The organism is Pedobacter terrae (assembly GCF_900100705.1).
Taxonomy (GTDB): domain Bacteria; phylum Bacteroidota; class Bacteroidia; order Sphingobacteriales; family Sphingobacteriaceae; genus Pedobacter; species Pedobacter terrae.
In genome coordinates this window covers 143,144-156,820 of the sequence record NZ_FNCH01000002.1, presented here as the reverse complement: position 1 = coordinate 156,820, position 13,677 = coordinate 143,144, and the positions used below count along the sequence as shown (strand labels likewise).

Below are 13,677 nucleotides of genomic sequence, written 5' to 3'. Positions count from 1 at the left end.
AAATTCTTATTTTTCATATGAGGATTCTTTAAATACACATACAAAAGTAGCGCGTCAACATTCGATTTTGTATATTAGCAGCTAATTGTAGGGTACTATAAAAAAGGTAAGTAATGGGAAAAATAAAGGAAACATCAACAAATTTCGAAAATAAAAAAGTTTTAGCTGATGAGTGTGCTGAAGTATATGCCGCAAACATTATCGGCGGACAATGGTCGCTTGTTATCTGTTCCTGGTTAACAAATGGTAAAATGCGGTTTGGGGAATTAAAGAAATCAATTCCCAATATTACGGAACGGATGCTGACCTTACAGCTGCGTAAACTTGAGGAAAATCATATTATCACAAGAACGGTTTATGCGGAAGTTCCTCCTAAAGTTACATATGAATTAACAGAAATTGGCTATGAACTTAAACCCATCATCCTTCAAATGGAACAATGGGGAACGCGGCATAAAAAATTAAATTTATGATACGGGTATCATAAATTTTAAAGCATGATAAGGAAATAAATTTACCAAAGTATTTGCTTAAAATCAGGTCGCAACATCTTGTCCTGAGCCTTCAGGGGCGTTCAGCATTTCCAGTGTAACTATCATAAGATTTTCGCATAATGTTTTAAAGAACAGTGCCTCAGCACAGGGGGTTAAACTCCTCCGGAAGATAGAATTTCAGCTTGTCGGTTAAACAATGCAGCAACAAATAATGTTCTGCTTTTAAACAACAGCTATATGAAGAAATTTTTATTACTATCTGCAATTTTTCTGGTTTCGGTTTCCACTTTACAGGCACAGAATAAAGAGGTTTACAATCTTTTCCATCCGGTGCCCAAAGAAAACCTTCGGGAAATGGAGACTGACCGGCCTGATATAACCGAATCTCCGATCACGACCGATGCAGGTCATCTTCAAGTAGAGACTGATCTTTTTCGTTTGGAAAAAACGCATGAAGAGGGCTCGCTTAAAACAACAAGGCTTTTTAATCAAGCCAACCTCAAGCTGGGAATAAGTGGGTCTACTGCCATACAAATGGTGGTGCAAAACTATATTTCGCAAAAAGAATCCAAGGATGGACTATCAGAGCGAAGTAATGGAATTGGTGATTTGACCCTGCGTATCAAGCAAAACCTTTTAGGGAACGATAAGGGTGATTTTGCCGTTGCGCTATTGCCCTACCTAAAATTTCCCACCGCATCTGCCCTCCGGGATGACAGGTATGAAGGTGGTGTAATTGTTCCAATGTCTTTGAAATTGGGAGGAGAATGGAAGCTGGGCATGCAGGTAGAACTAGACAGGTTACAGAATGAGGATGGGGAAGGGCATCATACCCAGCTGCTTGAATCATTGACGGCCAGCCATCCGTTGCTTAAAAAACTCGATGCGGTAGCTGAAACTTATTATACCTATGATATCCAGGCACATCAGTGGAACAATTTTTTAAATGCCGCCCTTCAGCTGGAAGTGGCTAAAGATATTAAAATAGATGGAGGGCTGAATTATGGCATTCAGCATGAAGCGATGAGAAGTTATTTTCTGGGACTTTCTTTTAGATTATAGTTATGAAAACAATTTAATGTTTTAAAGGTTAGAAAAGCAGGGACACGTTCAAGCACATCGCTTTTCAATGTCCCGCTCTGCTGGCGTATCAAATACGCCAGCATTTTTTGTGTTGTTACGCGGAATCTGCAGCCATTTTAGTTGGCGAAAATCAAGTCTTTCCCCGTACAATCGTTCAAATGCGCAGACTGGGCGCATTAACAAAACTGAACAATCAAAATCACTAAAAATATTTAGAAAAAGGTAACTTTGCCGATCGTTCGAATATCCTTGATGATTAATAAATAATGCTCTTGAAGCTAACCAGTATCTTCAACAAGTTAATTTTGCTCTCAGCCTGCCTGGGGATTTATGTGGTCTTTTACAAATTTCAATGGACCATAAATGAAATAAGCCTTACTGAGCGTCTGTGGAATCCCGCTTGGATGTTATTTGGCCCACTGCTCCATCTTGCTTTACGGTCTCTGCCCGGAGCCCGAATGACGGGTAAAGATGGTTTACATTTAATACCGGCAGCAATTACCTCAGTTATCTATGCATATGTATGGTTTGGCGAAATCTTTCATTATACATGGGCCGGTAGTGCATTTGCATTTTACCAAAGTTCCTATTTGGTGATCTCCATATCATTAATAACATACAGCTGCCTGACACTCAATAGACTGTATTCGGCACAGCATACACCAGCTAACGATCTGCTGGTGATGTGGGCTGCTATATACATCATCATTGCCACACTAATGATCCTGATGTATTTATGCTGGAACGTATTTAAAATTGACATGGGGATTGACTACCGTTTCTTTAGTTATTTTCTTCTGTTGAGCAAGTGTTTCCTGGGTTTTCGATACCTGGTAAATGCACCAACAGCGCTTCCAGCGAAGCTAGAAGATGCCGTAACACCTATGTATGCTAATTCGCAACTGAGTACTGAAATGGCAGAGCGCTACAGCAAAATGATTACCGACTGCTTTGACAACACAAATATTTATCTCAAATCCGACTTGTCATTAGAACTCCTTTCTAAAACATTGGACATCCCCAAACACCTCCTGTCTCAAATATTTACGGTGCATATGAAACTCACATTTTATAAGTTCGTAGCTCAGTACAGGATCAATTATGCTATTGAACAAATGAAATCCAGCAACGGCATGCTCACCATTGAATCTTTAGCTTACGAATGCGGTTTCAACTCAAAAACGTCTTTCAATAAATATTTCAAGCAAATTACCAATTTAACACCACAAGAATATCAACGAACTCACTTAGATCCTCAGCGTACCCCTTAACACCTATGAATGAACCTACAATATTCCCTCTGATTCCCTATCTTCTGTTATTGACCGGAACCATTAGTGCGATAAACATCTATATCGGATTTGATTACAACAGAAAAGAGCTTTTTGGTAAAGTGCTCCATGCTTTTTCCATATTTGTATGCTTTCATGCCTTCTATGTCTTTTTCCTGGAGAACTTCTATAGCAATCTGCGCTGGCTGGATAGGATGATGCCATTCGTATTTATGTATGGTCCATTTCTGTATTTTACCCTCCGGGCGATGAAGGGGAAGACTATTTCTACTAAAAGGGTATTGATACATATTATCCCGTTCATCATTTTCTTTGGGGTCTTTATCCATGCTGCAGTCTATGGCTGGCATAAGGATCCGCTGATTTTCAAACCAATCATGCGGATAAACGGACTACTTTCGGTATGCTCTCTTTTAGGCTATACCCTTACCGGCATCTTTAGTCGCGGAAGCAGTGCCATTCTTCACATTAAGCGTAAGCGAATCTTTGTATTGATAGGGGGGATTATGTTGATGTTTATCAGTATATTCTTTTTCGCCGTAAATATTTCTATAGCTAAGGAGGGTGTAGCTGCGCAGAAAAGCTACGTATTCAGGGTAACCGTCTACACTTTCATGCTAATCATAGCCCTCCTGATTCTTGGTTATTTAAGAAACAGCTTTCTTAAAGTGCCTCTTGCTGATGGTGAGCCTCTTATTGATAAAGATGCTGAAGCTACGCCTTTATATGCTAAATCGAAATTATCAGATTTTCAGCTGCAGGAGTATACTTCCAAACTTAATGATCTGATGGATGCACAAAAACCTTATCTTGATCCGGCTCTTTCTCTCGAAAATCTTGCACTCCAACTTAAAATTCCAGCCCACCACCTTACGCAAACACTCAATTTGCAGCTGCAAACCAATTTTACCAGTTTCGTTAACAAGCATCGTATAGCATATGCTTGCCATATGCTGGATAATAAACCTGAGCGCAAGCTAACCATAGAGCAACTTGCGCTCGCAAGTGGCTTTAATTCAAAGATTTCGTTTAATAGGAACTTCAAATCGCTGGTTGGCATCACGCCATCAGAATACCTGCAACAGGTCACCTCAACATAGATCATCCATGTGGGAAGTACGCCTGCCCATATGGATGATCCATTACTAATACCTGCATAAGTCATCTTTGCGCCCACAAAACGCTCCCCTACGTTTATGGGGAAAGATAAACTTATCGCATGGAAAAATTTTTACTGTATTTAAAACGAAACTTACGATTTCGGTACGCAATTGGATTGCTCATTGCTCTAACTTTTTTCGTAAACCACGCCAGGGCGCAATATGCCGTTGGTGGAACAGCTGGCGATCTTGCCAAATCTGTTTACTGGCTTACCTGGGATGATGCTACCCTGACTGAAAAGCCAGCAACCTTTACCAGTACTAATGTGGTAAACGGTACATACCGCTGGATGTTCTCCCCAACCGTCCGCATCACAGCCATCATTTCTAACCGCACTACTAATGTTGGCGGAAATATGGTAGCCTATACGCCTGGTCAATATACTGGCGATGGTCTTGACTTGATCTATTCTGGAAATGGACTTGCTAAGCCAAATTCCAGGGGTGTGGTAAATTCAGGTCTTGCCACCACAGCGGGCGCAACAATCAAGTTTGATATTGATGTAAAAGTTGATATTCTGATAAATGGGGTTTGGACAAACATTACTTACCCGGGTATGGTGATTGCCGATGCTGAATCTATTGATGCCAGTGGTGAATATATCCAGGGAACATCACCTTCTTCTATTGCTTGGCAGTTGTTAAACAAGCGTACCAATGGTAACGCTAATGATGACCACTATAGAATGTTGCTTTCTAATGCAGGTAAGAAATTTAAACTTTCTGCAAACCTTCAACCCGGCAATTTTGGTATCCAGGCGGTTATGTTTGCCCATAATGCAAGCAACCTGCTGGATGTAGAGATGAAAGGTTCTGGTATTACCGCCATGGCCATCGGTTTTGTATTGCCTTTTGATCTTGGCGATGCCCCGATCTCTTATGGTGATAAAGTTGGCCATTATATTGATAAATTTTTAATTACTGATTATTTTCCTGGTGATGGCGATTATGCTACTGTTAACTATCCTACTACACCATTAACGCCTGAGGCTACGGTGTATATCGGTTCGCTTAATGTAGACGCAGATGGTCTGGGTGCTCATGGACCCCTGGCTAATGCGGATAACAATACACAGAATAATGATGAAAACACAATTGATGCTTCGGCATTAGCCGACGTTAAGGTGAATCAGGCTGGAGATTATGTCATTAACTTTCCGGTTACTAATACTAAAAACGTGCCTGCTGTGGTACGTGGATGGATCGACTTTAATGGGGATGGTATTTTTTCTCCTAATGAAATGATCAGTGTTACTGTTCCGGCCAATGCTTCCAATTATACAGTAACGCTTACTTATCCTAATGCGTCTTTTATTAATGACATTAAAACCGGGCCGCTCTATGCCCGGATCAGAATAACAACAAGTAATCTAGTTGATGACCCTGCTACGCCGGTAGATGAACGAAGTACATCGTTCGCTGCCGATGGTGAAACAGAAGATTACAAGTTGAAGGATATTACTGGCCCGTCAATTTCTGGAAATGTGATTAACGACGGAAACGGACTGAGTGACAATCAAATTTCCGGAACCGGAATCAACACGCTCGGCGGATCTCCGCTATACGCTTACTTATTAGATAACACGAATAAAATTATTGCTAAAACACCTGTTTCCGCTAATGGCAGCTATCAATTTGCCAACCTGAATAAGGGGGCGTATAGTGTGGCTATTTCTACTGTTAACGTGCCGGTAAACGGAACTAATACACTGGCTAATATCCCGCCAACGATTCCCGCTGGCTGGAGTGCGGTAGGTGATGCGTTTGGCGTTAACAATAGTCAGACGGGATTTGAAACTGGTGTGCCTGATATGCGGGTAACGGTAGTAATACCTGGTCAAAGTATGGATGTAACAGCGGTAAACTTTGCCGTTGATCAAGTTCCGGTTGCTGTAAACGATGGCGTATCTACTACTATAGACACTAACTTGATTATTGATGTTCTTGCAAACGATACGGATCCAAACGGTAACTCAACAATAAATAAAACAACAGTTTTACTGTTTAACCCAACAACAAATACCTATGGTACCAGTCTCACAGTAACCAACCAGGGTGTTTATACCGTTGATCAGGCAACCGGAAAAGTTACCTTTAATCCCGAGCCTGCCTTTATCGGTATTGCAACGCCGGTTAAATACACAGTAAAAGACAACGCAGGTGTTGTAAGTAATCAGGCTGAAATTACCGTCCGCATTAAACCGGTTGGTGTTAACGATGCCAGTTTAACTGCATTAAATACGCCGGTTACAACAGTTGTAAAATCCAATGATGGTGTCAGTGCTTCAGGTACTACTGTTAGTAAAGTGGCCAATCCAACACACGGTTCTGTTGTGGTTAATGGTGATGGAACAATTACCTATACGCCAACAAATGGTTATATCGGTACGGATACCTATACCTACAAACTTACTACGGCCGATCTGGTAGATTCTGACCCAATTACAGTAACGATTACCATTGGTACCAATCCGAAAATATCATTAGTTAAATCAATAACGAATACGGGTAGCGGTGCTGGTGGCACTTTCAAACTTGGTGATGTGATTAATTACAGCTTTAAAGTCAAAAACGAAGGGGATGTAATATTGAACACAGTCGCTTTAGCGGAAAGTCTGCCTTTTGTTACCTTAACTGGCCCTACTGGCGATACCGGTAACGATCAGCTGCTTAGTGTTAATGAAGTATGGACTTATTCAGGTGCATATACAGTTATCCAGGCTAATGTTGATGCTGGTAAGGTAACAAACCAGGCTACGGTTACGGCTAAAGATCCAATCAATACTCCTGTAAGTGATATTTCGGGATCTAATGCTTTAAATGATACACCTACTGAAACGATCATCACTCAAACCCCGGTGATCAGATTAACCAAAACCGGAACTTACGCAGATAGCAATGGCGATGGCAAGGTGAACCTTGGCGACAAGATCAGCTATACTTTCAAAGTTGAAAACACAGGTAACGTAACGGTGAGCGGCATCGTGATTACTGACCCTAAAGTAACCGTAAACGGTGGCCCGGTAACTTTACTCCCTGGCGCTGTCGACCTATCGAGCTTTACTGCTTCTTATACGGTGACCCAAGCCGATATTGATAAAGGTGCTGTTTACAACATTGCAACAGCAACGGGTAAAGATCCTAAAGGAAACAATGTTACCGATGAATCTGAGAGCGGCAACCCTTCAGGTCCGGGTACGCCACCTGTTGATCCAGCCTGCCCGGATTGTACCATTACGCCACTTCCGCAAAACCCGGTGATCAGATTGACCAAAACCGGAACGTATGCAGATACCAATGGTGATGGTAAGGTGAACCTTGGCGACAAGATCAGCTATACTTTCAAAGTTGAAAACACGGGTAACGTAACGGTGAGCGGCATCGTGATTACTGACCCTAAAGTAACCGTAACCGGTGGCCCGGTAACTTTACTTCCTGGCGCTGTCGACCTATCGAGCTTTACTGCTTCTTATACGGTAACCCAGGCCGATATTGATAAAGGTGCTGTTTACAACATTGCAACGGCAACGGGTAAAGACCCTAAAGGAAACAACGTTACAGATGAATCTGAGAGCGGCAACCCTTCAGGTCCGGGTACGCCACCTGTTGATCCAGCCTGCCCGGATTGTACCATTACGCCACTTCCGCAAAACCCGGTGATCAGATTGACCAAAACCGGAACGTATGCAGATAGCAACGGCGATGGTAAGGTGAACCTTGGCGACAAGATCAGCTATACTTTCAAAGTTGAAAACACGGGTAACGTAACGGTGAGCGGCATCGTGATTACTGACCCTAAAGTAACGGTAACCGGTGGCCCGGTAACTTTACTTCCTGGCGCTGTCGACCTATCGAGCTTTACTGCTTCTTATACGGTAACCCAGGCCGATATTGATAAAGGTGCTGTTTACAACATTGCAACGGCAACGGGTAAAGACCCTAAAGGAAATAACGTTACAGATGAATCTGAGAGCGGCAGCCCTTCAGGTCCGGGTACGCCACCTGTTGATCCTGCCTGTCCGGATTGTACGGTTACGCCACTTCCACAGACCCCGGTTATTAAATTAACCAAAACCGGAACGTATGCAGATAGCAACGGCGACGGCAAGGTGAACCTTGGCGACAAGATCAGCTATACTTTCAAAGTTGAAAACACGGGTAACGTAACGGTAAGTGATATCGTGATTACCGACCCTAAAGTAACGGTAACCGGCGGACCGGTAACCTTGCTTCCGGGCGCTGCGGACTTAAATACATTTACTGCTTCTTATACGGTAACCCAGGCCGATATTGATAAAGGTGCTGTTTACAACATTGCAACAGCAACGGGTAAAGATCCTAAAGGAAACAACGTTACAGATGAATCTGAGAGCGGCAACCCTTCAGGTCCTGGTACACCTCCTGTTGAGCCAGCCTGTCCGGATTGTACAATCACACCACTTCCGCAAACCCCAGTAATCAGATTAACCAAAACCGGAACGTATGCAGATAGCAACGGCGACGGTAAGGTAAACCTTGGCGACAAGATCAGCTATACCTTCAAAGTTGAAAATACAGGTAACGTAACGGTGAGTGGCATCGTGATTACCGACCCTAAAGTAACCGTAACCGGTGGCCCGGTAACTTTACTTCCTGGTGCAACAGACTTAAATACATTTACGGCTTCTTATATTGTAACCCAGGCCGATATTGATAAAGGCGCTGTTTACAACATTGCAACGGCAACGGGTAAAGATCCTAAAGGGAACAACGTTACCGATCAGTCTGAGAGCGGCAACCCTTCAGGTCCGGGTACGCCACCTGTTGATCCTGCCTGTCCGGATTGCACCATTACGCCACTTCCACAGACCCCGGTGATCAGATTAACCAAAACCGGAACGTATGCAGATAGCAATGGCGATGGCAAGGTAAACCTTGGCGACAAGATCAGCTATACTTTCAAAGTTGAAAATACAGGTAACGTAACGGTGAGTGATATCGTGATTACCGACCCTAAAGTAACCGTAACCGGTGGACCGGTAACTTTACTTCCTGGCGCTGCCGACTTAACTACATTTACTGCTTCTTATACGGTAACCCAGGCCGATATTGATAAAGGTGCTGTTTACAACATTGCAACAGCAACGGGTAAAGACCCTAAAGGGAACAACGTTACAGATGAATCTGAGAGCGGCAACCCTTCAGGTCCGGGTACACCACCTGTTGATCCTGCCTGTCCGGATTGTACGGTTACGCCACTTCCACAAAGCCCGGTGATTAAATTAATCAAAACCGGAACGTACGCAGATAGCAATGGTGACGGTAAGGTGAACCTTGGCGACAAGATCAGCTATACTTTCAAAGTTGAAAATACGGGTAACGTAACAGTGAGTGGCATCGTGATTACCGACCCTAAAGTAACCGTAACCGGCGGCCCGGTAACTTTACTTCCTGGCGCTGCCGACTTAAATACATTTACGGCTTCTTATATTGTAACCCAGGCCGATATTGATAAAGGTGCTGTTTACAACATTGCAACAGCAACGGGTAAAGATCCTAAAGGAAACAACGTTACAGATGAATCTGAGAGCGGCAGCCCTTCAGGTCCGGGTACACCACCTATTGATCCAGCCTGTCCGGATTGTACCATTACGCCACTTCCACAGACCCCGGTTATTAAATTAACTAAAACCGGAACTTACGCAGATACCAACGGCGATGGCAAGGTAAACCTTGGCGACAAGATCAGCTATACTTTCAAAGTTGAAAATACAGGTAACGTAACGGTGAGTGGCATCGTGATTACCGACCCTAAAGTAACGGTAACCGGCGGACCGGTAACTTTACTTCCTGGTGCAGCAGACTTAAATACATTCACTGCTTCTTATACGGTAACACAGGCCGATATTGATAAAGGTGCTGTTTACAACATTGCAACGGCAACGGGTAAAGACCCTAAAGGAAACAACGTTACCGATGAATCTAAAAGTGGTAACCCTTCAGGTCCGGGTACAACACCTGTTGATCCTGCCTGTCCGGATTGCACCATTACGCCACTTCCACAGACCCCGGTGATCAGATTGACCAAAACCGGAACGTATGCAGATACCAACGGCGATGGTAAGGTAAACCTTGGCGACAAGATCAGCTATACTTTCAAAGTTGAAAATACAGGTAACGTAACGGTGAGTGATATCGTGATTACCGACCCTAAAGTAACCGTAACCGGCGGACCGGTAACTTTACTTCCTGGCGATGCCGACCTATCGAGCTTTACTGCTTCTTATACGGTAACCCAGGCCGATATTGATAAAGGTGCTGTTTACAACATTGCAACGGCAACGGGTAAAGATCCTAAAGGAAACAACGTTACCGATGAATCTAAAAGTGGTAACCCTTCAGGTCCGGGTACAACACCTGTTGATCCTGCCTGTCCGGATTGCACCATTACGCCACTTCCACAGACCCCGGTGATCAGATTGACCAAAACCGGAACGTATGCAGATACCAACGGCGATGGTAAGGTAAACCTTGGCGACAAGATCAGCTATACTTTCAAAGTTGAAAATACAGGTAACGTAACGGTGAGTGATATCGTGATTACCGACCCTAAAGTAACCGTAACCGGCGGACCGGTAACTTTACTTCCTGGCGATGCCGACCTATCGAGCTTTACTGCTTCTTATACGGTAACCCAGGCCGATATTGATAAAGGCGCTGTTTACAACATTGCAACGGCAACGGGTAAAGATCCTAAAGGAAACAACGTTACAGATGAATCTGAGAGCGGCAACCCTTCAGGTCCGGGTACACCACCTGTTGATCCAGCCTGTCCGGATTGTACGGTTACGCCACTTCCACAGACCCCGGTTATTAAATTAACCAAAACCGGAACTTACGCAGATACGAACGGCGACGGTAAAGTAAACCTTGGCGACAAGATCAGCTATACTTTCAAAGTTGAAAACACTGGAAACGTAACGGTAAGTGACATCGTGATTACTGACCCTAAAGTAACCGTAACCGGTGGACCGGTGACTTTGCTTCCTGGTGCTGCCGATTTAACTACATTTACTGCTTCTTACACGGTAACACAGGCCGATATTGATAAAGGTGCTGTTTACAATATTGCAACCGCAACGGGTAAAGATCCTAAAGGAAACAACGTTACCGATGAATCTGAAAGTGGCAACCCTTCAGGTCCTGGTACACCTCCTGTTGATCCTGCCTGTCCGGATTGTACGGTTACGCCACTTCCACAGAGCCCGGTTATTAAATTAACTAAAACCGGAACTTACGCAGATAGCAACGGCGACGGTAAAGTAAACCTTGGCGACAAGATCAGCTATACTTTCAAAGTTGAAAACACTGGAAACGTAACGGTAAGTGACATCGTTATTACTGACCCTAAAGTAACCGTAACCGGTGGACCGGTAACTTTACTTCCTGGCGCTGTCGACCTATCGAGCTTTACTGCTTCTTATACGGTGACCCAGGCCGATATTGATAAAGGTGCTGTTTACAACATTGCAACAGCAACGGGTAAAGATCCTAAAGGAAACAACGTTACAGATGAGTCTGAGAGCGGCAACCCTTCAGGTCCTGGTACGCCACCAGTTGATCCTGCCTGTCCGGATTGCACCATTACGCCACTTCCACAGAGCCCGGTGATCAGATTGACCAAAACCGGAACGTACGTAGATACGAACGGCGATGACAAGGTAAACCTTGGCGACAAGATCAGCTATACTTTCAAAATTGAAAACACAGGTAACGTAACGGTGAGCGGCATCGTGATTACCGACCCTAAAGTAACCGTAACCGGTGGACCGGTAACTTTACTTCCAGGTGCAGCCGACTTAAGTACATTTACTGCTTCTTATATTGTAACCCAGGCCGATATTGATAAAGGCGCTGTTTACAACATTGCAACAGCAACGGGTAAAGATCCTAAAGGGAACAACGTTACCGATGAGTCTGAAAGCGGTAACCCTTCAGGTCCGGGTACGCCGCCTGTTGATCCTGCCTGTCCGGATTGTACGGTTACGCCACTTCCACAAACCCCGGTGATCAGATTGACCAAAACCGGAACGTATGCAGATACCAACGGTGATGGCAAGGTGAACCTTGGCGACAAGATCAGCTATACTTTCAAAGTTGAAAACATGGGTAACGTAACGGTGAGCGGCATCGTGATTACTGACCCTAAAGTAACCGTAACCGGTGGCCCGGTAACTTTACTTCCGGGCGCAGCAGACTTAAATACATTTACTGCTTCTTATACGGTGACCCAGGCGGATATCGATAAAGGTGCTGTTTACAACATTGCAACAGCAACGGGTAAAGATCCTAAAGGAAACAACGTTACCGATGAATCTGAAAGCGGCAACCCTTCAGGTCCGGGTATGCCACCTGTTGATCCAGCCTGTCCGGATTGTACGGTTACGCCACTTCCGCAGACCGGAGCTTTAGTGCTGGTTAAAAAGGTAACTAACGTTGGGACAGGTGTACAAGGTGCCTTCGTGTTAAACAACGACATCGAATATACCTTCACGATCACTAATACAGGCAATACAACATTGAGCAATATTGTTCTTAATGATCCTTTGATCTTTGCCGGCACAAAAGTAATCTCTGGAATACTTGCGCCAGGCGCCTCGGTAACTCATAAGGAAACTTATAAAATTACTGCTGCAGACATTGATAACGGAAAGGTAACAAACACTGCAGTGGCAACGGCCAAAGATCCCAAAGGCAACGATGTGAAAGACACATCGGGTACAGATACCGACAATGATCAGGCTACGGAAACAACTTTAGCTAAACCGCCTGTAGCGAAAGATGACACTGGTAAAACGCAGCAAAATAAACCGGTAACCATTAATCTACAAACTAATGATCTTCCCGGCAGCAAGCCTTTATTGCCTGCAAGTACAACTGTGGTTACCAAGCCTGCTCACGGTACGGTAAAGGTAAATACAGATGGTACGGTAAATTACACACCTGATAACGGATATACCGGAACAGACACATTTACCTATACCGTTATTGATGAAAACGGTCAGGTATCTAACCCTGCAACGGTAACAATTACTGTTATTCCTTCTAAACCGGTCGCAGTTGACGATCATGGGGAAACGGAATACAATAAGCCGGTATCAATCCCAGTACTTACTAACGACAGGATCGACGGATCTCCATTCGACAAATCGACGGTTGAGATTATTTCGTCTCCGGCACATGGAAAACTGGTAGTTAACTCTGACGGAACGGTAATCTATACGCCATATAGCGGCTATACCGGTAAAGACCAGTTTACTTACCGCGTAAAAGACGAGAATGGGAACTGGACCAATGTGGCTACCGCGAATATCAATGTAACAGGTTTCTTTATACCTAACGTGTTTACACCAAACGGTGATGGAAAGAACGATCTGTTCGTAATCGTAGGTATCGAAAACTACCAACAAGTAGAAATTGCAATTTTTAACAGATGGGGTAATGAAGTATATCGTAATAGCAACTACAAAAACACATGGGACGGTCAGGGCTTAAACGAAGGTACCTATTACTACATGATCACGTTGAGAAACGGTAGCGATAAGCAGGTTAAAAAAGGTTGGGTTTTAATTAAAAAATAAGTGTACGGCCGGGCAACCGGCCATATCA

Annotated in this window: 5 protein-coding genes; all 5 read left to right on the top strand. The window is 43.9% G+C overall.

What is annotated here, in order from left to right; translation table 11 throughout:
* The first annotated feature begins 113 nt into the window (after positions 1-113).
* The 5 genes from BLR60_RS03795 (at position 114) to BLR60_RS03775 (ending at position 13,649) form a co-directional block, all read left to right on the top strand.
* Positions 114-473, top strand: a complete 360-nt coding sequence (locus BLR60_RS03795) for a winged helix-turn-helix transcriptional regulator (protein WP_090496970.1) — start codon at positions 114-116, stop codon at positions 471-473.
* 258 nt (positions 474-731) lie between these two features.
* On the top strand, positions 732-1,556 hold the full coding sequence (locus BLR60_RS03790; protein ID WP_090496968.1) for a transporter: 825 nt from the start codon (positions 732-734) through the stop codon (positions 1,554-1,556).
* Between the two features lie 479 nt (positions 1,557-2,035).
* The gene (locus tag BLR60_RS03785) at positions 2,036-2,848 is read left to right on the top strand and encodes a helix-turn-helix domain-containing protein (RefSeq protein WP_167354675.1); all 813 of its coding nucleotides are present in this window, start codon (positions 2,036-2,038) and stop codon (positions 2,846-2,848) included.
* A gap of 5 nt (positions 2,849-2,853) precedes the next feature.
* Positions 2,854-3,969, top strand: a complete 1,116-nt coding sequence (locus tag BLR60_RS03780; RefSeq protein ID WP_090496964.1) for an AraC family transcriptional regulator — start codon at positions 2,854-2,856, stop codon at positions 3,967-3,969.
* A gap of 119 nt (positions 3,970-4,088) precedes the next feature.
* Positions 4,089-13,649, top strand: a complete 9,561-nt coding sequence (locus BLR60_RS03775; RefSeq protein WP_090496962.1) for a CshA/CshB family fibrillar adhesin-related protein — start codon at positions 4,089-4,091, stop codon at positions 13,647-13,649.
* Positions 13,650-13,677 lie beyond the last annotated feature (28 nt).

Bases quoted from the DNA above. Each gene is read 5' to 3' on its own strand.
- BLR60_RS03795 (WP_090496970.1), top strand. From the start codon at position 114: ATGGGAAAAATAAAGGAAACATCAACAAATTTCGAAAATAAAAAAGTT.
- BLR60_RS03790 (WP_090496968.1), top strand. From the start codon at position 732: ATGAAGAAATTTTTATTACTATCTGCAATTTTTCTGGTTTCGGTTTCC.
- BLR60_RS03785 (WP_167354675.1), top strand. From the start codon at position 2,036: ATGACGGGTAAAGATGGTTTACATTTAATACCGGCAGCAATTACCTCA.
- BLR60_RS03780 (WP_090496964.1), top strand. From the start codon at position 2,854: ATGAATGAACCTACAATATTCCCTCTGATTCCCTATCTTCTGTTATTG.
- BLR60_RS03775 (WP_090496962.1), top strand. From the start codon at position 4,089: ATGGAAAAATTTTTACTGTATTTAAAACGAAACTTACGATTTCGGTAC.